23 protein-coding genes and 1 pseudogene are annotated in these 23,716 nt (G+C 64.3%); 18 read left to right on the top strand and 6 right to left on the bottom strand.

Annotation, left to right across the window (positions count from 1 at the left end; genetic code table 11):
- Positions 1 to 13 precede the first annotated feature (13 nt).
- From AC2FAN_RS04885 to AC2FAN_RS04855, 7 genes are all read left to right on the top strand, one after another.
- Entirely contained in the window at positions 14 to 1,348 is a 1,335-nt protein-coding gene (locus tag AC2FAN_RS04885; protein WP_485172904.1) for a phenylacetate--CoA ligase family protein, read from the top strand.
- A 27-nt stretch (positions 1,349 to 1,375) separates the two neighbouring features.
- A complete protein-coding gene (locus AC2FAN_RS04880) occupies positions 1,376 to 2,254 on the top strand; it encodes a branched-chain amino acid ABC transporter permease (RefSeq protein WP_485172903.1) in 879 nt (292 codons plus the stop codon).
- Positions 2,251 to 3,213: a branched-chain amino acid ABC transporter permease gene (locus tag AC2FAN_RS04875; RefSeq protein WP_485172902.1), complete on the top strand. Its 963-nt coding sequence runs from the start codon at positions 2,251 to 2,253 to the stop codon at positions 3,211 to 3,213. Before AC2FAN_RS04880 ends, AC2FAN_RS04875 begins: the two co-directional genes overlap by 4 nt.
- Complete coding sequence (locus AC2FAN_RS04870) at positions 3,210 to 3,938, top strand: ABC transporter ATP-binding protein (protein WP_485172901.1); 729 nt, start codon at positions 3,210 to 3,212, stop codon at positions 3,936 to 3,938. The genes AC2FAN_RS04875 and AC2FAN_RS04870 overlap by 4 nt, the downstream gene beginning before the upstream one ends.
- The gene (locus AC2FAN_RS04865) at positions 3,935 to 4,657 is read left to right on the top strand and encodes an ABC transporter ATP-binding protein (RefSeq protein WP_265055077.1); all 723 of its coding nucleotides are present in this window, start codon (positions 3,935 to 3,937) and stop codon (positions 4,655 to 4,657) included. The genes AC2FAN_RS04870 and AC2FAN_RS04865 overlap by 4 nt, the downstream gene beginning before the upstream one ends.
- 61 nt (positions 4,658 to 4,718) lie before the next feature.
- Positions 4,719 to 5,906 carry an ABC transporter substrate-binding protein gene (locus AC2FAN_RS04860; protein WP_265055076.1) on the top strand — a complete coding sequence of 396 codons (1,188 nt, stop codon included), beginning with the start codon at positions 4,719 to 4,721 and terminating at the stop codon, positions 5,904 to 5,906.
- A gap of 71 nt (positions 5,907 to 5,977) precedes the next feature.
- Positions 5,978 to 6,844 carry an isocitrate lyase/PEP mutase family protein gene (locus AC2FAN_RS04855; RefSeq protein ID WP_485172900.1) on the top strand — a complete coding sequence of 289 codons (867 nt, stop codon included), beginning with the start codon at positions 5,978 to 5,980 and terminating at the stop codon, positions 6,842 to 6,844.
- 267 nt (positions 6,845 to 7,111) lie between these two features.
- Here the strand turns inward: AC2FAN_RS04855 and AC2FAN_RS04850 are convergent, their stop codons facing one another.
- The 4 genes from AC2FAN_RS04850 to AC2FAN_RS04835 are packed head-to-tail and all read right to left on the bottom strand — an operon-like array spanning position 7,112 to position 10,666.
- Entirely contained in the window at positions 7,112 to 7,825 is a 714-nt protein-coding gene (locus tag AC2FAN_RS04850; RefSeq protein ID WP_485172899.1) for a GntR family transcriptional regulator, read from the bottom strand.
- 13 nt (positions 7,826 to 7,838) lie between these two features.
- Positions 7,839 to 8,669, bottom strand: coding sequence for an ABC transporter permease (locus tag AC2FAN_RS04845; protein ID WP_485172898.1), 831 nt, complete (start codon positions 8,667 to 8,669; stop codon positions 7,839 to 7,841).
- Positions 8,670 to 8,677: 8 nt separating this feature from the next.
- Positions 8,678 to 9,511, bottom strand: a complete 834-nt coding sequence (locus AC2FAN_RS04840; protein WP_485172897.1) for an ABC transporter ATP-binding protein — start codon at positions 9,509 to 9,511, stop codon at positions 8,678 to 8,680.
- 60 nt (positions 9,512 to 9,571) lie between these two features.
- Positions 9,572 to 10,666 (bottom strand): ABC transporter substrate-binding protein, encoded by a 1,095-nt coding sequence (locus AC2FAN_RS04835; RefSeq protein WP_485172896.1) that lies wholly within the window; start codon positions 10,664 to 10,666, stop codon positions 9,572 to 9,574.
- A gap of 237 nt (positions 10,667 to 10,903) precedes the next feature.
- Between AC2FAN_RS04835 and AC2FAN_RS04830 the strand changes: the two genes are divergently transcribed.
- From AC2FAN_RS04830 to AC2FAN_RS04810, 5 genes and pseudogenes are all read left to right on the top strand, one after another.
- Positions 10,904 to 12,037 carry a pyridoxal phosphate-dependent aminotransferase gene (locus AC2FAN_RS04830; RefSeq protein ID WP_485172895.1) on the top strand — a complete coding sequence of 378 codons (1,134 nt, stop codon included), beginning with the start codon at positions 10,904 to 10,906 and terminating at the stop codon, positions 12,035 to 12,037.
- 43 nt (positions 12,038 to 12,080) lie between these two features.
- Positions 12,081 to 12,863, top strand: coding sequence for an SDR family oxidoreductase (locus AC2FAN_RS04825; protein ID WP_485172894.1), 783 nt, complete (start codon positions 12,081 to 12,083; stop codon positions 12,861 to 12,863).
- A gap of 12 nt (positions 12,864 to 12,875) precedes the next feature.
- Positions 12,876 to 13,757: an alpha/beta fold hydrolase gene (locus tag AC2FAN_RS04820; protein ID WP_485172893.1), complete on the top strand. Its 882-nt coding sequence runs from the start codon at positions 12,876 to 12,878 to the stop codon at positions 13,755 to 13,757.
- Positions 13,758 to 13,759: 2 nt separating this feature from the next.
- Entirely contained in the window at positions 13,760 to 15,016 is a 1,257-nt protein-coding gene (locus AC2FAN_RS04815) for a M20 family metallo-hydrolase (RefSeq protein ID WP_485172892.1), read from the top strand.
- A 272-nt stretch (positions 15,017 to 15,288) separates the two neighbouring features.
- Positions 15,289 to 15,915, top strand: a pseudogene (locus AC2FAN_RS04810) (tyrosine-type recombinase/integrase).
- A 96-nt stretch (positions 15,916 to 16,011) separates the two neighbouring features.
- Here AC2FAN_RS04810 and AC2FAN_RS04805 read toward each other — a convergent pair.
- Positions 16,012 to 16,407 carry a hypothetical protein gene (locus tag AC2FAN_RS04805; RefSeq protein ID WP_485172891.1) on the bottom strand — a complete coding sequence of 132 codons (396 nt, stop codon included), beginning with the start codon at positions 16,405 to 16,407 and terminating at the stop codon, positions 16,012 to 16,014.
- Between the two features lie 582 nt (positions 16,408 to 16,989).
- A complete protein-coding gene (locus AC2FAN_RS04800; RefSeq protein ID WP_485172890.1) occupies positions 16,990 to 17,208 on the bottom strand; it encodes a hypothetical protein in 219 nt (72 codons plus the stop codon).
- Positions 17,209 to 17,360: 152 nt separating this feature from the next.
- Between AC2FAN_RS04800 and AC2FAN_RS04795 the strand changes: the two genes are divergently transcribed.
- The 6 genes from AC2FAN_RS04795 to AC2FAN_RS04770 all read left to right on the top strand — a co-directional run bounded on the left by AC2FAN_RS04795 (position 17,361) and on the right by AC2FAN_RS04770 (position 23,328).
- Complete coding sequence (locus AC2FAN_RS04795) at positions 17,361 to 17,813, top strand: universal stress protein (protein WP_485172889.1); 453 nt, start codon at positions 17,361 to 17,363, stop codon at positions 17,811 to 17,813.
- Positions 17,814 to 18,401: 588 nt separating this feature from the next.
- The gene (locus AC2FAN_RS04790) at positions 18,402 to 19,181 is read left to right on the top strand and encodes a FadR/GntR family transcriptional regulator (protein WP_485172888.1); all 780 of its coding nucleotides are present in this window, start codon (positions 18,402 to 18,404) and stop codon (positions 19,179 to 19,181) included.
- Positions 19,141 to 19,686: a TRAP transporter small permease gene (locus tag AC2FAN_RS04785; protein WP_265055216.1), complete on the top strand. Its 546-nt coding sequence runs from the start codon at positions 19,141 to 19,143 to the stop codon at positions 19,684 to 19,686. The genes AC2FAN_RS04790 and AC2FAN_RS04785 overlap by 41 nt, the downstream gene beginning before the upstream one ends.
- Positions 19,683 to 20,966, top strand: a complete 1,284-nt coding sequence (locus AC2FAN_RS04780; RefSeq protein ID WP_485172887.1) for a TRAP transporter large permease — start codon at positions 19,683 to 19,685, stop codon at positions 20,964 to 20,966. Before AC2FAN_RS04785 ends, AC2FAN_RS04780 begins: the two co-directional genes overlap by 4 nt.
- 43 nt (positions 20,967 to 21,009) lie before the next feature.
- Positions 21,010 to 22,017, top strand: coding sequence for a TRAP transporter substrate-binding protein (locus AC2FAN_RS04775; RefSeq protein ID WP_265055565.1), 1,008 nt, complete (start codon positions 21,010 to 21,012; stop codon positions 22,015 to 22,017).
- A 39-nt stretch (positions 22,018 to 22,056) separates the two neighbouring features.
- A complete protein-coding gene (locus tag AC2FAN_RS04770) occupies positions 22,057 to 23,328 on the top strand; it encodes an enolase C-terminal domain-like protein (RefSeq protein WP_485172886.1) in 1,272 nt (423 codons plus the stop codon).
- Positions 23,329 to 23,716 lie beyond the last annotated feature (388 nt).

The following is a 23,716-nucleotide window of genomic DNA, read 5'->3' as shown; positions in this document are numbered from 1 at the left end:
GAGGACCGGGCAGATGCTGCAGGAACCCGATATCGAAACCTTGCCCTGGCCCGAGCAGCGCGCGAAGGACGACACGCTCTATCGCGAGCAGCTCCGCTATCTCTACGGCCGCTCGCGCTTCTTCCGCGAGAAGCTGCAGGCGAGCGGCTTCGCCTCGCCCGAGGCCATGGGCGGCCTCGACGAGATCGGCGCCCTGCCGCTGACGGAGAAGGACGAGCTGCGCCAGAGCCGCAGCGAGGCGGACCCGATCGGAACGCATCTCGCGGCCCCGCTCGAAGACGTGGTTCGCATCTTCTCGACGAGCGGCACGACCGGCCTGCCCAGCTACATCCCGCTGACCGCGGGCGACCTCGACAACTGGATCCGGACCTCGGCGCGCAGCTATGGCGCCAGCGGGCTCGGCAAGGGCGAGCGCATCGTCTCAACCTACAATGCCGGCCCCTTCGTCGCCGGGGCGGCACTCGACGCCTTCCCGCGGCTTGGGCTCTGCCATATCCCCGTCGGCACCGGGAATACGGAGCGACTGCTCGCCGCGGTGAAGCTGCTGAAGCCGCAGATCCTGGCCTGCACGCCTTCTTATGCGCTGCATCTCGCAGAGATCGGCGAGGCGCGCGGCCTCGATCTGCGCAACAGCAGCATCAAACGCATCATGGTAGCGGGCGAGCCAGGCGGTGGTGAGCCGGCTATGCGCGAGAAGCTCGAGGAGGCTTGGAACGCCAAGGTCACCGAGGCGATGGGCATCGGCGACATCTCAGTCTCGCTCTGGGGCGAGTGCGAGGAGCAGCACGGGATGCACTTCTCCGGTCGCGGCTTCGTTCATTTCGAGCTCATCGACCCCGATACCGGCAAGCAGGTCCCCGTCGAGGACGGCGCGAAGGGCGAGCTGGTCTACACCCATCTAAAGCACCGTGGTGCGCCGCTCCTGCGCTTCCGTAGCCGCGACCATGTCGTGGTCTGGACGAGCCCCTGCAGTTGCGGGCGCACGGCGCCGCGGGTGCGCTGCATCGGTCGTACCGATGACATGCTGATCGTGCGCGGCGTCAACGTCTTCCCTTCGGCGATCCGCGAGATCGTCAACCGTTTCGCGCCGGCCGTGACCGGGGTGGTCTCGGTCCGGCCCACGGCGAAGGGGGTGAAGCAGGCCCCGCCGCTGAAGGTCGTGGTGGAGCTTGCCGAGGCGGGCGCGACCCCGGATGGCCTGCGCGAGCGGATCGAAGCCGACATCCGCGCGACGCTGGTGGTAACCACGGCGATCCATCTCGTGCCGCCGGGCACGCTGCCGCGCAGCGAATACAAGTCCAGGCTGCTCGACTTCTCCGAGGCATCGGCGGAGGCGCTCGATGACTAAGACCCGACGGCTCGCAGGTCCGGCGCCATGACGGCCTCGATCATACAGGCCGTGCTCCTGTCGTTGAGCATCGCCGGCCTCTATGCCGCGGTGGCGGCGGGGCTGACGCTGACGGTCGGCGTGACGCGGATCATCAACTTCGCCCATGGCGAATTCGTCATGCTCGGCGCATTCCTGACCTATGGGCTCTATACCCGTTTCGGGGTCTCGCCCTGGCTCGGCATGCTCGCTTCCGGCGTGGCGCTCGGGGCTTTCTCGATCCTGGTCTACCGGCTGTTCCTGGCGCGGGTGCTGAAGCAGGACGAGCACAACCAGCTCCTGGCCACGCTCGGCCTGTCGATCCTGCTGCTCAATATCGCGATCATCCTCTGGTCGCCCGATCCGCGCGTGATGCAGGCGCCGGCGCTGCTGCCGAGCCTGCAGTTCGCCGGAGTGACCGTGCCCGGCAACAACATCGTCGTCGCGCTGGTCGGGCTTCTGCTCTTCCTCGTGATGCTCGGCATCAAGAACCACACCCGCTACGGCACGCAGATGCGATTCGCGAGCGACGATCCCGTGCTCGCCATGCATGCAGGCATCAATGTCGACCGCATCTTCGAGCTGTCCTTCGTGATCGGCGGCGCGGCCGCGGGCCTGTCGGGCGGGCTGGTCGCGCTCGTGCTCTATGTCCAGCCGTCGGTCGGCGTCGACCTCGTCATCCGTGCCTTCGCGATCATCGCGCTCGGCGGTCTCGGCAACATTCCCGGCGCGCTCGTCGGCGCCGCGATCCTGGCGCTGGTCGAGGGGCTGATCGGCACCTTCGTTCCCGGCGGCGGCAGCTGGGGCTTCGGCGTCGCCTTCCTGATCCTGCTGCTCGTCCTGCTGGTGCGGCCGAGCGGGCTCTTCGGTCGGCAGGTGCAGGCATGAGCGGCCTCCTTCCCCGTCTCGGCCTCTATGTCGCGATCGCCGCGCCGCTGCTGCTGATCGCGGCCACGGACCGTCCCTTCCTGATCCAAGTCGCGATCGGGACGGCGATCTCGGCCATCCTGGCCCTGGCCTGGGACATCCTCTCGCGGACGGGACAGGTCTCGCTCGGGCATGCTGCGTTCTTCGGCATCGGCGGCTACGGCTCTGCCCTGCTGACGCCCCTGTTCGGCATGGTGCTCGGCTGGATCGCTGGCATCCTGGTCTGCGGGCTGGTGGCCGTGCTGCTCGGTTCGGTGACGCTGCGGCTGCGCCGGCTCTACTTCACCATCGCGACCCTGTCCTTCAGCCTGTCGATCCATGTCGTCATCCTCGTCACGCCGGGCATCACCGGCGGCTCGACCGGGATCATGCCGCCGGTCATCGCGGGCGGTTCGCCGCCGCTGCAGCTCGCCTTCATCACGGGCTGCCTCGTTGCGGCGGCCATCGTCAGCGATGTCTTCCTCGGCCGCCGCTTCCGCCCGGCTTTCTTCATGATCCGCAACAATCCCGATCTCGCTGCGGCGTCCGGCGTGCCGGTGACGCGGCTGAAGGTGCTCGCCTTCGCCGTCTCGGGCATGGTCGCGGGGCTAGCAGGCGCCTGCTATTGCGGGCTCTACGGCTATGTGATCCCCGAGGACGTCTTCACGACGAACTGGAACGTACTGCCGCTGGCGGTGACGATCCTCGGCGGCATGGACACGACGCTGGGCCCGGTAGTGGGCGCGGTCGTGCTGCGCCTGCTCGAGGAGGTCGCGCGCCATTTCGTCGGCGGCGTCGGCTATCAGGTCGTCTACGGCGCCGTGATCATCCTGTTCATCGTCGGCATGCCGGAGGGGCTCGTCGGCTTCCTCCGCAACCGCCTGCGCCGCCGCCGGCCGCAGCCTGGAGAGCCCCAGGCCAAACCGAGGCTCGCATCGTGACCGCGCTCCGCATCGAGGGCTGCACCGTCGCTTTCGGTGGCCTGAAGGCCATCGACGACGTGACGCTCGCCATCCCGGCCGGAGCGATCACGGCGCTGATCGGGCCGAACGGATCGGGCAAGAGCACCTTCGTCAACATGGTCTCGGGCCAGATTCCGCCGCGCAGCGGGCGCGTCGCGCTCGGGGGCGAATCCATCACCGGCCTGCGGCCCGACCGGATCGTCCATCGCGGCCTGGCGCGGACCTACCAGGTTCCGCGCGTGCCGAAGGAATTGACGATCGAGGAGGTGATCGCGGTTCCGCTGCTCTATGTGAGTTCGCCTCGGCCGCTGCCGGGCGGAGCGAGCGATGTCTCCGAGCTCGCCCGCTATTGCGGGCTGCGGCCGGCGGTGACGACGCGCTGCGGCCAGCTCTCCGTCTCGGATCTGCGGCGGCTCGAGATTGCGCGGGCGCTGGCCTGTCGCCCCTCGGTGCTGCTGCTCGACGAGGCGATGGCCGGGCTCAGCCTGGAGGACACCGACCAGGTCATCGGCCTCGTCCGGGAGATCCACGCATCCGGTGTCACGGTGGTGGTGATCGAGCATGTAATGCGGATCATCGCCCGCCTGTGCGGCCACGCCATCGTGCTGAATCAGGGCCGGCTGCTCGCCGAGGGAGCGCCGGAGACGGTGCTGCGTGACGAGAGCGTGCGGGAGGCCTATCTCGGCAAGGGGTTCTCGCTGTGAACAGGTTCGAAGCCACGATCGAGCGGGCGGCTTACGGCGAGCTCACGGTGGTGCCGAAGCTCTCGCTTCATGTTTCCGGCGGCGAGCTGCTGGTGCTGCTGGGGCCCAATGGTGCCGGCAAGACGACATCGCTGCGCGCGCTGGCCGGAACCGTCGATACGCTGCGCCGCAATCTGCGGCTCGATGGGCAGGACCTGTCGGGGCAGTCGCCCTGGCAGCTCGCCCGTTCCCGCATCGCCTTCGTTCCGGACGGAGCCCGCTGCTTCGCCAATGCCACCGTCGAGGAGAACCTGCGGGGTGCCTTCGAGGCGCTGTCGCCTCGCAGTGCCCATGCCGAAAGGCAACGGCTATGCGAGGTGGTGTTCGAGTTGTTTCCGGTGCTGCGCCAGCGCAGCGGCCAGCTTGCCGGCTCGATGAGCGGGGGCCAGCGACAGATGCTGGCTATCGGCCGCGCGCTGATGATCGAGCCACGGGTGCTGATGCTCGACGAGCCCTCCGCCGGACTGGCGCCGAAGCTGGTCGAGGAGCTGTTCGAGGCACTGGGACGGATCAAGGCGGCGAGCCGCTGCGCTATCGTGATGGCCGAACAGAACTTCGCCGCGGCAATAAGTGTCGCCGATACCTGCCTCGTGCTCGATGAGGGGCATGTCGCGCTGACGGGCACCATGCAGGAGGTCGCCGGCAACGAGAAACTCAGGATCGCCTACCTCGGATTGTGAACCGGGGAATCCAGGCCAATGCCTGCCGTCACGAGCAGGCCATTCAGGGAGGGATAAGAGGATGTGGAGCAGGCTTAGACATCTTGCGGCCGGGGCCGTGCTCGCCGGGGCGGCGCTCGCCACGACGGCGGCGTCCGCACAGCAGCCGATCAAGATCGGCGTGCCACTGCCGCTGACCGGCGCGCTGGCCGGCGGTGGAACGCAGATCCTCTGGGGCATCCAGTACGCCACGAATGAGATCAACGAGGCCGGCGGCCTGTTCGGGCGCAAGATCGAGCTCGTCGTCGAGGACACGAAGGGCGAGGCCAATACGTCGGCCACCATCGCCGCGAAGCTCGCGACGCAGGACAAGGTCGATGCTTTCGTGGGCGGCTTCGGCAGCACATCGGACTTCGCGCTGCTCAACGCGCTGCAGCGCTACGAGCCGATCTTCGTCCATCCGGGCTCCTCCTCGGTTCGCCTGGAGGAGGGCTTCGGCAAGTACGACTGGTACTATCACGTCTATATCTGGGACTATCACCGCCAGAAGGCGGCGGTGAACTTCTTCAAGAGCATCCCCGGCGTGAAGACCCTGGCCATCGCCTATGAGGACAAGCTCTACGGCACCGACGGTGCAAAGTTCACGCAGCAATACGCCAAGGAGGCCGGGCTCGACGTCGTGATGAACGAGCCGTTCCGGGCGGGCACGCCGGATTTCTCGCCGATCCTGAACCGCGCCAAGGGGCTCAACCCCGATGTGCTCTTCCTGATCGGCTATTCCGGTGACAACATCCAGATCGCGCGCCAGGCCGCGCAGCTCGGCGTCAAGCCCAAGCTCCTTGTCACGCAGGGCGCGGGTGAGAAGCGCTCCGATCTCGGCACGGCCGGCGACAACGTCGTTGTCATCGATCTTTGGTCGGCCAAGCAGACCACTCCCGGCCTGGCGGAATGGGTGAAGAAGGCCGAGGCCAAGCGCGGCGGGGAGGTCGTGTCGAGCGCGGTCCAGGGCTATGTCGCGATGCAGACGCTGCGCGACGCGGCCAAGGCGGCAGGCTCCTGGGACCGGGCGAAAATCCTGGCCAATCTCGGCTCGATGACCTTCGACACGCCCTACGGCAAGGTCGCCTATACCGCCTCCGAGATGGGCGGCAAGCATCAGCTCATTACCGACAAGAGCATGATAGCCGTGCAGTACAAGCCGGATGGCGGGCAGGAGGTCGTCTGGCCGGCCGAGAAGGCCGCCGCCAAGATCACCTACCCGGCCCCGTAAGCGCTCGCGAGCGCGATCGCCCCGGCCGCTGCGCGGCGGCCGGGGCCTTCCTTCCGACGTAAGGATCCTCGATGCCCCAGACATTGTCCGAACGCCTGCGCCAGCCCGGCCTGATCGTCGCGCCCGGCGTCTACGACCTCGTCTCGGCGAAGCTCGCCGACCGGGCCGGCTTCGAGGCGCTGTACATGACGGGCTTTGGCGTCGTCGCCTCCCATCTCGGCTATCCGGATGCGGGGCTTGCGACCTATTCCGACATGGTCGGGCGCGTGCGGCAGATCGCCGAGGGCACGGCGACGCCTCTCATCGCCGATGGCGATACCGGCTATGGCGGCCTGCTCAATGTCGACCACACCGTGCGCGGCTATGAGGCGAGCGGCGCCCAGGCGATCCAGCTCGAGGATCAGGAATTCCCGAAGAAATGCGGCCATACGCCGATGCGGCGGGTCATCCCGCTGGAAGACGCGGCCCGGAAGATCAAGGTCGCCGCGCAGGCGCGGTCATCCGCCGCCTTCAAGATCATCGCCCGCACCGATGCCCGCACGGCCCATGGCCTCGATGAGGCGCTGCGCCGTGGCGAGGCCTTCCTGAAGGCCGGCGCCGACATCCTCTTCATCGAATCGCCCGAGAGCAACGAGGAGATGGAACGCATCGGCCGCACCTTCGATGTGCCGCTGCTGGCCAATATGGTGGAGGGCGGGCGCACCCCGATCCTCGGCCGTGCCGAGCTGGAAGGGCTCGGATACAAGATCGCGATCTATCCGGTCGCCGGGCTGCTCGCCGCGGCGAGCGCTCTGCAATCGGTCTACACCCAGATCAAGGCGACGGGCTCGACGCAAGGCTGGGCAGGGGAGCTCTACCCCTTCGGCGAGTTCACCCGGATAATCGGCTTCGAGCGGGTCTGGGAATTCGAGCGCGCTCATGCCGAGGAGGAAGTCTGAAGGCTGGACTTTCGATGCGAAGGCTCGGCCGATCGCACTCGTGCCGACCGATGTCGCGGCTGGCATGCCGATCTAAGCAGTCAGAGGCCACGTTGCGCCAGATCTCGATCGTCCGACCGTGCGCCGCGAATGGTTCACGGGATCGATTTTGGCCGCGACATATCACGCGGCAAGGTCCGCTTCCGGGCATTATCTCAACGTCCGGACCTGGCGCAACTCAGCCAAATGGTGATGGTGAGAGTGTTGCGGCGTGTGGGGTAGTGGACTTTATGGAATCTCCGTCAGCAGCCCGTGCTGCCCGGAGGTGCGCAGGAAATGCAGCAGGTCCGACAGTCCTTCGCCGAGCAGCGTCACATGCGAGCGCATCATCTGCGCCGCCTGCACACCATCGCCCCGCACGATCGCCTCCATCACGCGCTCGTGCTCGGGGATGGACGAGTGCATCCGTCCGGGCTGGTAGGTGATGGTGCGGCGATAGGGTGAGATCTTGAGCGTCAGCCGCCGCAACTCGTCCTGCAGAATGCGGTTATGGCTCGCGGCGGCGATCAGCTCGTGGAAATCGAGATTGGCCGCATAGAAGGCCTCCGCATCCTCCGCCCCCGCAGCCTCGGCGCAGGCCTGGTGCGCCGCCTGGAGCCGCGTCCGCTGTTCCGGCTGGATGCGACGGGCGGCCTGGGAGGAGGCGAAGGCTTCCAGTTCGGCCACGACTCCGAACGCGTCGAGGAGGTCGGCGAGCGACATCTGCGAGACCTGCAGCCCCTGGCGCCCGCGCGACACCACGAGGCCGCTGGCGGCCAGACGCTGCAGTGCCTCGCGCACCGGCGTGCGCGACATGCCGAACTGCTCGGCGAGCTGGCGCTCGTCCAGCTTGTCGCCCGGTCGCCGGATCCCCTTGAGGATCTCTTCCTCAAGCCGGGTGACCACTCCGGCCGAAAGCGACTCAGGCTCTTCCGGCGTCATCGATCCGTTCACTCGCGCCATCACGCTCAGCGCCTCACCGGCTGTCTGCCGAATAAAATCTGTTCGCGACCACCTCCGCGAGTGCCACAAGCCCATAGAGGAGCAGGCCGCAGATGCAAAGCACCACGATGGCGGCCATCGACACCTCCGTATCGGCGCGCGCCGTCGCGAAGATGATGAGATAGCCCAGGCCCGCCTGTGCCGTAATGAACTCGCCGATGATCACGCCGATGATGGCCAGCGTGATCGCGATCTTCATGCCGCTGAAGATATGGGGCAGGGCCATCGGGAACCGCACGCTGGTGAAGACCTGCCATTCCGTGGCGGTCAGCGAGCGGCACAGCCTCAGGATGCCCCGGTCGACGCTCAGGAAGCCGGCGGTCGTCGCGATGACCACGGGGAAGAAGGCGATGAAAACCGAGAACGCGATGCGCGACTGCGAGCCGACCCCGAGCCAGATGATGAAGAGCGGCGCGAGCGCGATCTTCGGGATGAGCTGGAAGAAGATCAGGTTCGGATAGAGCGCCTCGCGCGCCATATCCGAATAGGTGATGAGGATGGCGAGCGAGATGCCGAGCAGGAGCGCGAGCAGGAAGCCGGCCGCGGATTCCAGCGTCGTCGGCACCGCATGCATCAGCAGGATATCGTAGCGCGCAACGATGTATTTCGCGATCGAGACCGGGGACGGCAGGATGACCGAGGGGACCTCCCAGATCGTGACGTAAAGCTGCCAGGCCGCCAGCACGACGAAGGCCAGGCCAAGCGGCAGAACGATGCTGCTCAGGCCGGCGGCGCCCTGAAACCGGCTGGCTCCGGAAGCCGGAAGGGCGGCACCGGTCTCGGTACCGATGGTGGCCTTTGCCATGCTGGACCTCACTCGATGATGCTGACGGCGGAGGTCGCCTTGCCGTGGTCCGGCTTGACGGAGACCTCGCCATGGCCGTGCGCGGCCTCGATGGTCAGGCGCAATGTCCGGCAGACCTGCGCGAATTCCTGGGTTTCCTCGATCTCGAACCGACGCGGCCGCGGGAAGGGCATCTTCATGTCGAGGATGATCGTCGACGGTCGTCCGCCCATCACCACCACCCGGTCGGAGAGGAAGGCGGCCTCGCGGATCGAATGGGTCACGAAGATCACGGTCTTGCGGTAAGTCTCGAGAATCTCCGACAGCGCGACATTCATCTGGTCGCGGGTGATGGCGTCGAGCGCGCTGAACGGCTCGTCCATCAGCAGGATCTCGGGATCGTGGATCAGCGCCCGGCAAATCGCGACGCGCTGGCGCATGCCGCCCGAGAGTTCGCCTGGTTTCTTGTGCTCGAATCCGGCAAGGCCGACCATCTTGAGCAGGCTGTGAGCCCGGTCGGTGTATTTCTCGATCGGCAGGCGCAGGATTCGGATCGGGAAGAGCACATTCTCCAGTGTGCTCTTCCATGGCAGCAGGGTCGCGTCCTGGAAGATGATGCCGATGTCGCGGCGCGGCGCCGCGACTGGCTCGCCGGCAAGCATGATGGAGCCTGCCGTCGGCCGCTCCAGCCCGGCGATCATCATCAGGAGCGTCGACTTTCCGCAGCCGGACGGGCCGAGCAGAGACACGAATTCGCCCCTCGCCACGTCGACGGATGCGGAGGCGACCGCATGGATCGGCGACTGTCGCGTGAAATAGGTCTTCTGGACATCCGTGACCGATACGAGAGGTGTCTCGGCCACGGTAAGCTCCGCCTTGGGTGCCAAACTCAGCATCAGTGGTCGCCTCGTTCGCTGCGCCGGTCAGGAGCCGACATATCTACGGAACGGCGCGGCGCTCTTCTCCGCGATCGCCAGTTCTGCGGGTGAAAGCTTGATCTTGCCGACGAAGTCGTTGGTGAACAGCGTGCCGACATCCGGCTTCACGGAGCCTTCGCCCGCCGCATATTTCATCACGAGTTCGGCCATCGTGGCGATCTTGGCCGGGTCGGCCCAGCCGAAACCGTTCTGCTTCACCTCGGGCACGAGATTGGTGAGGTTCGTCAGCCCGAGCCCGATGCGGGCATATTCCTTGCCGGTCGAGGAGATCGCGACCTCGCTATTGGCCTTGAGGAAGATGTCCACGGCTTCGTCGAAATTGGTCATCGTGAACTGGATGGCCTCCATCGCGCCTTGGACGAAGGCTTCGCAAAGCGCGCGGTCCTGCTGGAGGCGGGCCGGCTGGGTCGTCAGGGATTGGCCGTAGAACTCGATGCCGACCGCCGAGAAAAGCATGAAGCGGACATCGGTGCCGAGCGGCGCCAGCGACGGGACGGTGCTGGTAGCGAAGGCGGAGACCGCATCGACCTGCTTCTCGACCAGCGTGCGCTCGCGCACCTTGCCGTCGACCTGCAGGATCTGGAGCTTCTCGAGATCGATGCCGGCCTTCTCGGCATAGAGCGGCAGGAACGGATATTCGCCCGAGGTCACGCTCGCGCCCAGTTTCCTGCCCTCGAGATCCTTCGGCGCGCGGATCGGCGAGCCGGACAGGACGCCGATCCCCATCAGCGCGTCATAGTTGATCTGGCCTATGCAGGTAATCGGCAGCTTCTTCGCCGCCTGCACGATCACCGTCGGCGTGGCCGCCATGCCGAAATCGAAGGTGCCGGCGCTGACCGCCTGCGCCGCCGCTCCCGAACCCGAACCGCGCGCCACCGAGACGTCGAGGCCATGGCGCTTCCAGAAGCCCTTGTCGCGCGCGACATAGGCGAAAAGGTTCGGCCCCTCCGGGATCCAGGAGGTCGTGAAGGAAACCTTCTTCAGGCCCTGCGAGAGCGCAGGGATGGCGAACGAGCCCGTTGCCGCCGCTGCTGCTGCGGCACCGAAGCCCCTGAGGGCGCTGCGACGTGAAACAAGCATCCAAGTCTCCCCTTCGATCCATCGCGAGCCAGCCGTCCGGTGGCGCTGGCACAACAATCACCGTGATCCACCCGGGACGCAAGCGTCATTATGCAGAAAATTCAATCTTGCATACGTTTTTGCCATAGAGGCGTAATTTTAGGCTGTTCGGCATACGAGTTTTGTGCAACGACTCGTCAAAATGAACCAAGTCAGCCAGTTCATTATACCAGAATGGCACCACGGTACGGAGATGTCATGAAATCCTTCGAGGTTCGTAATGCCCATTTCGACCGGCTCGTGAACACGACCGGCCTGCGCTGGATGGGGCAGAACACCAATCACGCGACGCCGCATTCCGCCGTGCTGGCGGCGATGGAGAAGTGCATCCGCGACGAGGAGTTCCACATCTACGCGCCGCCGGCGGGGCTCGAGGAGCTGCGCCATGGCATCGTCGCCGATCTCGGCCTGGAGGGGCAGGCCGCCCTGGTCTCCGACGGCGCGGTCGCCTCGCTGTACCATGTCTGCCACAGCCTGCTCGGGCCGGGCGATGAGTTCATCACCACCGACCCGACCTGGAACTGGCCTATGGCCTTCGCGCGGGCCGTCGGTGCGAAGGTCACGCAGATCCCGATCTATGGCGAGGAATACGGCTATCGCCTCGCGCCGGAGCGGCTGAAGGCGGCGATCACGCCGAAGACCAAGGTCATCTACATCGTCGATCCGAACAATCCGCTCGGCTCGGCCTGCACGGCGGCCGAGATCGACGGCATTGTGGCGGCCGCGCGCGAAGCCGGAGCCTACCTGATCCACGACTGCACCTATCGCCATTTCGCCCATGAGCACACACTGGCGGCGACGCGCTATCCCGAGCGGACGCTGACCATCTACAGCTTCTCGAAATGGCTCGGCTTGGCCGGCATGCGCGTCGGCGCCGTCGTCGCCCATCCAGACATCATCGAGAAGCTCTCGGCGGCTCCCCCGAACAATCTCGGCTCGAACATCCTGTCCCAGCGCGCTGCACTGGCCGGCCTCAGCATCAAGGCCGAGTGGTTTCCGGGGGTCCTGTCGCAGCAGCGCGCCAACCAGAAGCTGATCAAGGACGCAGCCGAGAGGATTCCGGGCCTGTCCATGCCGGTCTTCCCGTCAAACGGCAATTTCGTCGTGCTCGAATGCGAGCGGGCCGGCGTGAAGCCGGAGGCGCTCGTCGCGGCTTATCAGAAGCACGACATCATGATCCGCCAGGGCGCCTACCACACGCCCAATTTCGGCGATCGGTTCGTCAAGATCAGCACCACCGTCCCGACCGCCTGGGTCGAGGAGTTCGTCGATCTGCTGCCGACCATGGTCGACCAGGTCCGTGGCCAAAACGAAGACGTGAAACTGTTCTGAGCCGGCCTGCCCGTCGCAGCGCTCATAGAAGGAGAAATCGAAGATGGATCTTGAGTTGAAGGGCAAGACGGTCCTGATCACCGGCGCATCCCAGGGCATCGGCGAGGGGCTGGCGCGCTCATTCGCCGAGGAGGGCTGCAACCTCCATGTCGTGGCGCGCTCCGGCGACAGGCTGGAGGAGTTGAAGCGCGAGCTGGAAGCCGCCCATGGCGTCACGGTGACGGCGCACGCGCTCGATCTGACCAAGGAGGGCGCGGTGGAGCGCGTGGTCGATTCCGTCGGCGATATCGACATTCTCGTCAACAATGCCGGCGTCGTCCCCAGCGGCACATTGTGGGACGTCGACGAGGCGAAATGGCGTGCCGGCTGGGAGCTCAAGGTCTTCGGCTATATCAACCTCACGCGTGCGCTCTATCCGCGCATGAAGGCACGCGGCGGCGGCGTCATCATCAACAATATCGGCAATGGCGGCGAGGTTTTCGATCCCGCCTATGTCGCGGGCACGACCGGCAATGCCAGCCTCATGGCCTTCACCCGCGCCATCGGCGGCCACTCGCTCGACGACAATATCCGGGTGGTGGGCGTCAATCCGGGCCCGGTCGATACGGATCGCATCTACAACATGCTGAAGAAGCGCGCCGCCGACTGGCTCGGCGATGCCGGCCGCTACGAGGAGCTGCAACAGCGCTATCCGCTGAAGCGCCCGGCCCATGTCCACGAGGTCACCGACCTGATCGTGTTCCTCGCCTCCTACCGCTCCGGCTATACGTCCGGCGCGATCTTCACCGTCGATGGCGGCATCGCCTCGCGCCGGTCCGTGATCTGAGGGGCGCGCGACATGGCTTTTGCTACGGCCAGCGACGGCGTGAGGCTCTTTTACGAGGAGGCCGGCACCGGCACGCCGATGATCTTCGTGCACGAGTTCGGCGGCAGCCACTGGAGCTGGGAGCCGCAGCTCAATTTCTTCGCGCGGCGGCACCGTTGCATCACCTTCGCGGCGCGTGGTTACCGGCCCTCCGACGTGCCGGAGAGCGTGGAAAGCTATTCGCAGGCGCGGGCGGCTGACGACATCGTGGACGTGCTGAGCGCGGCCGGCATCGAGAAGGCCCATGTCGTCGGGCTCTCCATGGGCGGCTTCGCCTCGCTGCATGCAGCGCTGCGCCATCCCGGCCGCGTGGTGTCGGTCGTCGCCGCCGGGGCGGGCTATGGCGCCGAGAAGGCCCATGAGGATTACTTCAGGGGCATCTCCGAGCAGGTCGCCCGGAATTTCGAGCAGCGTGGAGCCAGGGACTTCGCGCCGACCTATGCCGAGGGGGCGTCGCGCGTCCAGTTCCAGGACAAGGACCCGCGCGGATGGGCGCTCTTCGCCGAGCGGCTCGGCCAGCACGATTCGCTGGGCGCGGCGAACACCATGCGCGGCGTGCAGATGCGCCGGCCCTCGCTCTACGACCTCGAGGCCGAGTTCCGCGCCATGCAGACGCCGCTGCTGGTCATGACCGGCGACGAGGATGACCATTGCATCCAGCCGGGGCTCTATCTGAAGCGGGTCGTGCCGCGCTGCGGCCTCGCCGTCTTCCCGAAATCCGGCCATACGCTGAATCTCGAAGAGCCCGAACTCTTCAACCGCCTGCTCGCCGAGTTCATCGCGCAGGTCGAGGCCGGACGCTGGGGACCGCGCGATCCACGCGCCAATCCGGCGCAGATCATGCGGACCGACTGAGCATGACGACGAGCCAACGTCTGTCCGATTTCGTCGATGGCGAGCGTCTCTGGGCCCGCCACATGGCGCTGGCCGCCTTTGGCGCCCGCGCCGACGGCGGCGTCGATCGTCCAACCCTGTCGCCGCAGGAAGCACAGGCGCGCGCGCAATTGATCGCCTGGGGCCGCGCGATCGGCCTGGAGGCCTTTACCGACAAGGCCGCGAATCTGTTCCTGCGCCTGGAGGGGCGCGATCCTTCGCTCGCGCCCGTCGTGGCGGGGTCGCATATCGATTCGCAGCCGACCGGCGGCAGGTTCGATGGCGTTTTCGGCGTGCTCGCCGCACTTGAAACGGCAAGCGCGATCGTGGCGTGTGGCGAGCGACCGCTCCGCCCGGTCGAGATCGTGGCCTGGACCAATGAGGAAGGCTCGCGCTTCGCACCGGGCATGACGGGCTCCGAGCTCTACACCGGAGCCAAGGCGCTCGAGGCGGTGCTACCCATCTGCGACGCAGACGGCATCAGCATCGGCGAGGCGGTGGCGTCCATCCTCGCGGCCGATGACAACGTGCCGCTGCGGGCGTTCGGCCTGCCGATCGCCGCCTATGTCGAGCCGCATATCGAACAGGCGTCCGTGCTCGAACGGGCGGGCATCCCGGTCGGCATCGTGACAGGCATTCAGGGCACGCGGCGCTACAGGGTTCGCGTCCTGGGCGAGGCGGCTCATGCCGGAACCGCCTTGCGCAAGGACCGGCGCGACGCGCTGATGGCTGCCGTCCGTATGATCCGCGCCATGGACGAAGCCGCCATGGAGCCGGCTGACACCTTGCTGACGGTGGGCATGTTGCAGGTGACGCCGAACGCTCCGTCCGTCGTGCCGGCGGGAGCCTTCTTTTCCATCGACCTCCGTCACCCCGACAATGCCGTGGTCGACCGAGTCGATGCCGCGATCCGCCGCATCGCCGAGGAGTTGAGGGGGGATTGCAGCGTCGAGCTGCAACAGATTCAGCATTCACCCTCGTTGAACTTCGCCCCCGCGATTCGAAGCGCAATTGCCGAAGCGGCCGCGGCGCGCGGTATTCCCGCCATGGATGTCTATTCGGCGGCCGGCCATGATGCGCGGCAGTTGCACTATGTCTGTCCGGCCGGGATGATCTTCGTGCCGTGCCGGGGCGGGATATCGCACAATCCCGACGAATGGGCCGAGCCGGAGCATCTGACCGCGGGTGCACAGGTCCTTGCGGACGTCGTTTGGCTCCTCGCCAGCCGAAGTACGATTTAGCCAGTGCGTAAAAATATGGACCGTGTGGATTGGCGCCAGCGAACCATGGCCAATTCGGTGTTCCGGCGGTGCAACGGCAATGTCTGCAAGGGGGCGGCTCCGGGCGTGGCGCAACTGCGCTGTGTGGGGCCGCTTTCGGGCAACGAGGCAGAGCCCGCTATTGGCGCGCGGCGGGCCCCGCACCACTCAAATGAGCATTGGAAGCGGCTGATCGGCGCCTGCGCATTTGATAGTATTGTCTTGGATGCGGCACCCCACGAAGGGGATTTGCCATGGATACCCAAGCGCAAGACCAACTGCAGCATCAGGCTTGGAACTTCGGACGCATCATCGGCCCGAAGCCACCTCTGAAGCCAAGGCACATCTGGGCTATTCGAACCCGGCTACAACATGACGGGCGTGTTCGCGATCTCGCCATGTTTAACCTCGCGATCGACAGCAAGCTACGCGGATGCGATCTCGTTCGCCTTCGCGTCGGCGACGTCATCCTTGGCGGCACGGTTCGGCTCCGAACCGCCATCGTTCAACAGAAGACCGGGCGGCCCGTACCATTCGAACTAACGGACTCAACACGCGACGCGCTTACCACCTGGCTGAGAAAGAGAGCTTCTCGTGAAGACGATTGGCTTTTCCCGAGCCGTAGTCGGCACGGTGATCACGTGACGACGCGTCAGTATGGCCGCCTTCTGGACAACTGGGTGGCTCTGATCGGATTGGACCCAGCGTTATACGGAACGCACAGTCTCCGCTGAACGAAGGTCGCGCTGATCTATAAACGCACTGGCAATCTGCGCGCTTGCCAGCTTCTTCTGGGCCACACGAAGCTGGAGAGCACCGTACGATATCTCGGTATCGAGGTTGACGATGCGCTTCTCCTTTCGGAGCAAACGGACCTGTGACGTCAGGCACGGCGGGCACCCGCCGTGCCTTCTTTACCGGACGGCCAACGGCGCAATTGGGTCGATAGCGGACTCTACGCTAAGAACACCACGGGCTCAGTCCTTGGAGTTATGGGTCAATGCGGGGGACTTAGCTTTCCACCGCGCGAGAAACTCTCCCACCTTCCATAGAAGGTAAGTTCCTGTGAGAATCCAACCGAGATACGCAAAAATGCCAATAATCACGGCATCATTCTTGAGTTGAGTTGATGTCTTACTCGCGCCTTGAAATCTAGAATAATGGTAAATCTCATATGATGCGTATGCAATCATGGCCACAATGGCCAGATTGTAGCATTTATTGCGAACAAATATTCCCGTGAACAAAGCAAGGGCCATCAATCCGAGCCCGAGCAGCTTTTCAGAATTCCACGGCTCGTCGTAGAACAGAAATACAAGCACGGAGCCAGAAAGAGCCAGACTTAGGGCGTAAATTACCGATCCAAAAGTCATGGGCTTGCTGATCCCTGGCAGATTACCGGGCCTACCTGGAGAGTACGAAGGTTAGCCCGCTGTGCCTAGTCGTGAGGCGGCATGTAGTTAGTGACTCGCGACCAACCTTGATCGGCGTTCAAGGGTCGAATGCCCGCTATGGGTCGGAAGCGGACGGAATGACGCTTGGAAGAGTAAGAAGGCGCCTTTAAACTATCTGGCGCACGATGAGGTATCTTAATCGGAGAGTAACTTGATATGGCGCTAATCTACATCATTGATATGCTTTTTATATTTATATCCACATACTTGCTGGTTTTTGTGTTTATAGAAATCAAGCCTTGGATCGGCGTTGTGGCGGTATTCTTTGCCGCATGCGCCCTGCATTTTGCTTTGTACTATATGATAAAGCCAAAATAAACTTTCGCAACGCTGCATATTGCGGCGGTTGTTACGCGGGGATGGAATTTCGGCAAAGGGTCGCCAACAGACCACGGAGATGCGCCTGTGAATGTCTGGTCCGGGGCGGTAGCCCAGAGTCCGCTCCTGGCGCGAGGCTGCCTCGAGGCAAACTGAGAAATGGGTCTCAGGTCATCGGCGTTCTCAGCGTCCGCCTATAGGTCCCGTCATACCCGGATGGTTTGTCTCCCAGACGCGGATCGCGTCCTTGAGTGCCATCAACTCTCGGTAACTGCTTCCATCCTGTACCGAGAACGCCTTGATGCGGTGGATCGCGAGGGCGTAGTCTTCATCTGTCTCGATCGTGAAGGCAGGAGGGTCCGACCTGCAGGATACCGGCCCGTGTTTAATCGTCGTCTTCATGGCGACCTCCGGACGACGGGGCATCTGGTCAATTGTACCCCAGATGAGCGAGTTCGCGATTGCGTCAAATCAACCCGCCCGCTGTTCCGGGAAAACCAAAACCCGGCCAGACCTATTCTATGACTGCGGGAAAGCAGGGAGCAGGTCGGACAATGTACAAGCTCATTCTCATACCCACGGACGGATCGGATTTTGCCCAGAAGGGCGTGAACCATGGCCTGAACCTGGCTAAGAGCGTGGGCGCCAAGGTCACTATAGTCACCGTATCCGAGCCGTTTCCGATCTATGCCGGTGCCGCGGCCAGCGCCGGATGGACAACGCCGCCGATGGAGACGGGGGAGTATGAGGTGAGCCAAAGGCAAGCCGCGGAGAATACATTGGCTGATGCCAGAGCTGCTGCAGATCGTCCCGGCGTCGACGCCGAGACCGTTCACATTCCACAGGCTCTCCCGGCCGAGGCAATCGTAGAAATTGCCAATAACCGCCACTGCAGCCTCATTGTCATGGCTTCGCACGGCGGACGCGGGCTCCGTCGCTTTCTGCTGGGCAGCCAGACCTCCGAGGTACTTTCCCGCAGTTCGGTACCCGTTCTGGTGGTGACGTAGTGTAGATGCCGAGGCGTCTTCGTCCCGCCCTTCCTGTGCGATCGTCACCAGTACATTCTTTGAGCCATCGATTAGGATCGCCTCCCAAAGCCTCCCCGCGTCCTGCGCTCTGGGGCGCCGCGTTCGTTGCGTTGGATCAAACTATCGCAGCGAAAATACTCTGAGATGCGAGCCGAACGCGCCTGAGGCGGGACTTAACTCGTGATGAAGCGATCTCACGTCCGACGGAGTGTTTTCGGCATCTTGAGCGCAGCTGATAACCTCCATCTCCTGGCATCCTGCTAGCGCTCGCCTCGCCGCAATCGAACACTGGCTCGTCGCCGCGAACCAGACATTCACAGGCGCGCACCGCCGTTGTCGGCTGGCGGACCAACTCGCACTTTGGCTCTAAGTAATTCGCCACCGCCGACGAAAAGGACTTAGCCTTCCGGAAGTTAGGTTAGCCCCACCCCGCGCATCACGTCGAACGCGCGATGTTGTGGGCGCTAACTCGCTCTTGACCCGCACGGCCGGCGCGCTCGCCAAGTCCTGGCGCTCACAAAGGGAAGTGGATTGACCGCCTCAATCATACGATGATACGATATTTGTATGAGCCGTCCTTCCAGCCTCCATGATGTCCTTGTCGACCGCATCGGTCGGATGGTCGTCACCGGCACTTTCGGAAGTTTGGGCGCCCTGCCTCGGGAGGATGAGCTGGCGAAGACCTTCTCCGTCAGCCGAACGGTGATCCGGGAGGTGACCAAGACGTTGAGGGCGCTCGGGCTGGTCACGACGGGGCCGCGGGTAGGATCCCGGGTCCAGCCGATCGCAACCTGGCGGCTGCTGGATCCGCAGGTGATGGCGTGGATCACCGACGCCGATATGGCGAACGGCTTCGAGCGCGATCTTCTGGAAATCCGCAGCATGGTGGAACCCGCGGCCGCCGCCTTCGCCGCCGAGCGCGGTGCCGACCCGCAGATTGAAGCGGTCATGGCCGCCCTCGGGGCGATGACGAATTCGCCGGACATATCCAGTCACGAGGCTGCGGACCTTCGCTTCCATGAGGCAATCCTCGAGGCTTCGGGAAACCTCCTGCTCGTTCAGCTCAAGCCGATCCTGCATGCGGTGCTGAAAGCGTCGTTCCGCCTTTCAATGCACGATCACGCACGAGGTCGCGCATCGGTGGCGGCTCACAAGCGCGTGGCCGACGCTATTGCCGCTCGCTCCCCGGACGAGGCCCGCCAGGCCATGGCCGAGCTGCTCGCGATGGCCCGCGCGCATATCGAACACGGCGCCGACCGGCGTCTTGATGAAAGCCCCATAAAAAGAAAATCCGAGGAAATGCCGCATGATAGCCATCGCCGAAAGGTGGATCTTACGCGCGCTTGAAGCCGTTCTCGTCGCCCTGCTTGCCGGAATGGTGGTGATGGTCTTCGGCAATGTTGTGCTGCGCTATGCCTTCAACTCCGGCATCAACGCGTCGGAGGAGTTGTCGCGTTATTTCTTCGTCTGGCTGACCTTCATCGGGGCCGTCGTGGTGATGCGCGAGAACGGGCATCTTGGCGTCGACACTTTCGTCGGTACCCTCGGTGACGCTGGCCGCCGCATCTGCATGATCCTGAGCGACCTAATCGTCTTCGCCTGTTGTCTGATGCTGCTCGAAGGCACCTGGAAACAGCAGGAGATCAACGCCAGCTCCGTCGCACCGGTCACCGGCATCAGCATGGCCTATGTCTACAACGTGCTCTACTTCGCCGGCATCGGGATCGGCCTGATCACGCTCGCCCGGCTCTACCGTGCGTTGACCGGCAGACTCGGCCCGCATGAACTCGCGGAATTCGTTGGCGACTACAGCGCCAGCCCCTCGCATGACCTGAAGGGGCACCTGGAATGACCGTCACGATCTTCCTGGTCTCGCTCTGCGGAGCGATGGCGCTCGGCATGCCGATCGCCTTTGCGTTGATCGTCTGCGCGGTCTGCCTGATGCTGTGGCTTGGTGTCTATGACACCCAGATCATCGCACAGAACATGATCATCGGAGCGGATTCCTTCCAGCTTCTTGCGATCCCTTTCTTCCTGCTCGCCGGCGAGCTGATGAATGCCGGCGGCTTGTCGAAGCGCATCGTCAATTTCGCGCTGTCACTGGTTGGACACCTTCATGGCGGTCTCGGCTATGTCGCGATCTTCGCCGCGATCATCATGGCCTCGCTGTCGGGGTCGGCTGCCGCCGACACCGCTGCGCTCGCCTCGATCCTGCTGCCGATGATGCGCAGCGCCGGCTACGATGTAGGCCGCTCCGCTGGCCTGATTGCGTCGGGCGGCATCATCGCGCCGATCATCCCGCCCTCGATCGGTTTCATCGTCTTCGGCGTCGCGGCCAACCTCTCGATCACCCGGCTGTTTCTCGCCGGCGTCTTCCCGGGACTGCTGATCGGGCTGTCGCTGGTCATCGCCTGGTGGATTGTCTGCCGCAAAGACAAGGTCACGGTGCTGCCCCGTAGGACGGGCGCCGAAAGGCTCAAGGCAACCTGGGACGGATCGCTCGCCTTGCTGATGCCGGTCGCGATACTCGGCGGCATCCGCTTTGGGATCGTCACGCCAACGGAAGCTGCCGTCGTTGCGACGGTCTATGCGCTGATCGTCGGCATGTTCGTCTATCGCGAACTAAAGGTCCGAGACCTCTACAAGGTCACGCTGCTTGCCGCCAAGACAACGAGCGCCGTGATGCTGCTCGTAGCCGCAGCCGTCGTATCGGCCTGGCTGATCACGCAGGCCAACATCCCTGCCGAGCTCTCAGTTCTGCTCCAGCCCTTCATGGACAACAAGACGGTGCTGATGATCATCATCATGCTCCTGGTCATGGCTGTCGGGACGGCGCTCGATTTCACACCGACGGTCCTGATCCTGACGCCCGTGCTGATGCCGATCGTTAAGCAGGCGGGGATCGACCCGATCTATTTCGGCGTGCTCTTCATCATCAACAACGCCATCGGCCTGATCACGCCGCCGGTCGGCATCGTGCTCAACGTCGTCTGCGGCGTTGCCCGGGTACCGATGAGCGCCGTGATCCGGGGCGTCTGGCCGTTCTTCATCGCGCAATCCATCGCGATGTTCCTGCTCGTGCTGTTTCCGCAGCTCGTGATGGTGCCGCTCGCCTGGCTGAGCGGGCGCTGACTTTCGACAAGAAACCGAAGAACATAGGGAGAAGACCATGACCATGACTGCCCGTATCCTTTCGCTCCTTGCCGGCGTCGCCCTTGCGGCGCTCGCCGGCTCCGCCCAGGCGCAGATCAAGGAGCGCAACATCCGCGTCTCCAACGGCATCAACGAGGACCACCCGGTCGGCAACGGCGTCGCCAAGATGAGGGGCTGCATGGCCGAGAAGTCCGGCGGGAAGCTCAAGCTGCAGGCCTTCTGGGGCGGTGCGCTCGGCGGCGACCTGCAGGCGGCGCAGGCCCTTCGCGCCGGCACGCAGGAGATGGTGATCACCTCGACCTCGCCGTTGGTCGGCATCATGCCGGAACTCGGCGTCTTCGACCTGCCCTTCCTGTTCACCAACGAGAAGGAGGCCGACGCCATCCTCGACGGGGCGTTCGGGAAATACATCGCCGACAAGCTGCCGGGCTTTGGCGTCGTCAACCTGTCCTACTGGGAGAACGGCTTCCGCAACCTGACCAATTCGAAGCGCGCCGTCTCGAAGGCCGAGGAGCTGACCGGGCTTAAGGTCCGCGTCATGCAGAACAACATCTTCCTCGACAGCTTCAAGAGCATGGGCGCAAATGCCACGCCGATGGCCTTCGGCGAGGTCTTTGCCGCCCTCGAAACCCATGCGATTGACGGCCAGGAAAATCCGCTGGTCACGATCGACACCTCGAAGCTCTACGAGGTGCAGAAGTACCTCACGCTAACCCGCCACGCCTACACGCCGTTCCTGATGCTGTATTCGAAGAAGCTCTGGGACCAGCTCTCGGCCGAGGAGCAGACCATCCTGACCGATTGCTCGATCGTCGGCCGCGACGAAGAGCGCCGCGTCGCGCGTGATTTGAACGACAAATCGCTGGCCAATCTGAAGTCCAAGGGGATGCAGGTCTCTGAGGTGACGCCCGACGAGCTGACGAAGATGCGCGAGGCGACCGCCGCCGTGTACCAGCGCCATCAGGCGACCATCGGCAAGGATACGATCGATCGCATCCAGGCCGATCTCGCCAAGATCCGCGGCAATTGAACACGACGAAGTGAGCCCGGCGCTCCCCGGCGGGCGATCATGCAAGCCGGGAGCGCCGAGAACCATCGTTCCTCATCGACCGGGCGGCGACCGCCTCGCGACGGGCCGCACTGCCAACTAACGGCATTCGAGAGTTCCATGAAAATCACCGACATCACCACTCTCGTCGTCAACGCCGAGATGCGGAACTGGATCTTCGTCAAGGTCGTCACCAACCAGCCCGGGCTTTATGGCTGGGGCGAGGCGACGCTGGAATGGAAGACCCGCGGCGTCGTGGGGACGATCGAGGACCTGAAACCGCTAATCATAGGTCGTGACCCGCGCGACATCGAACAGATCGTCCGGATTCTCCAGAAACAAAGCTTCTGGCGCCTCGGTGTCATCGGCATGTCCGCGATCAGCGGCATCGAGCAGGCGCTGTGGGACATCTGTGGCAAGGCGCTCGGCGAGCCGGTCTGGCGACTGCTGGGCGGCAAGGTCCGCGACGAGCTTCCGGTTTACACCCACCTTGGCCTGGGCGACATGCGCGCGGTCTACGAGACCTTCGATCCGACGGCGCTGGCCGAAAGCGCGCTCGCCCTGGTCGAGCAGGGATACAACGCGCTCAAGGTCGTGTTCATTCCCTATACGCACTACACCGCCACCACAAAGGGGCTTCGCCATGTCGACAGCCTCATGCGGTCGCTGCGCGAGGCCGTCGGCGACGACGTCGAACTCATGGTGGATTTCCATGGCCGGTGCGCCTCGGCCGCGGCGGCCATGCGCTATCTCGAGGTGCTGGCTCCCTACCGACCGCTCTTCGTCGAGGAGCCGATCCCGCCGGGTGAGATCGCCTCGTTGAAGACCATCACGACGAATTCGCCCTGCACAATTGCCACGGGCGAGCGGCTGGTTCACCTGGACGATTTTGAGAACCTCTTCTCAAGTCGCGCTACACACATCGCCCAGCCCGACCTCTGCCATGTTGGAGGACTGTCGCAAGGGCGCAAGATCGCCTCGATGGCAGAGGCCGCAGGCATCGGCCTTGCGCCTCACAACCCGCTCGGTCCGATTGCCGGTGCGGTGGCGCTGCATTTCGGCTTCGCGACGCCCAACATCATCATCCAGGAGGAAATGGTCGGGGCCGTGCCCTGGTACGATGAGGTGGTCTCCCTTCCGATGCGGCGCGTGAAGAGTGCGTGGCAGCTATCGGAAGCGCCAGGGCTTGGCATCGAGGTCAACGAGAAGGTCGCTGCCTTGCACCCGTTCAAGCAGGAAATTCTCCACACTCAGCATGCGGTCACCGCCGACGGCACGGTCGTCGACTGGTGACGCGCCTAGGCACTGGAGCTCGATCGATGCCGTTGCCAGCGTGTCCTCTAGGTTCGGAATGGCCGGATTACACCCGGTGATGTGTTTGTTTTTAAATTCACTTTTATTGAAAGACCTGATCGCGCTTTCGGCCCAAGGATGGAGCATCGCCAGCAGGATAAGCGCTAGCTCAACCACGAGAAGCGCGGCCGACACCGGCCGCGTGAGAAAAACGCTCGCATCGCCATTTGTGATCAGCAGCGCGCGGCGGAGGTTTTCCTCCATCATCGGCCCAAGGATGAATGCGAGGAGCAGCGGTACGGGATCGCAGCCGCAGCGCGCCTCGCGCGCGCCCAGGAGCAGGCCGGCATCGATTATGCCCCTTTCATGACCGTGCCCTACAGCATTT

It is taken from the genome of Allobosea sp. RIT-PG3_2 (genome assembly GCF_057321085.1).
This window is presented reverse-complemented; position numbering and strand designations above follow the sequence as displayed.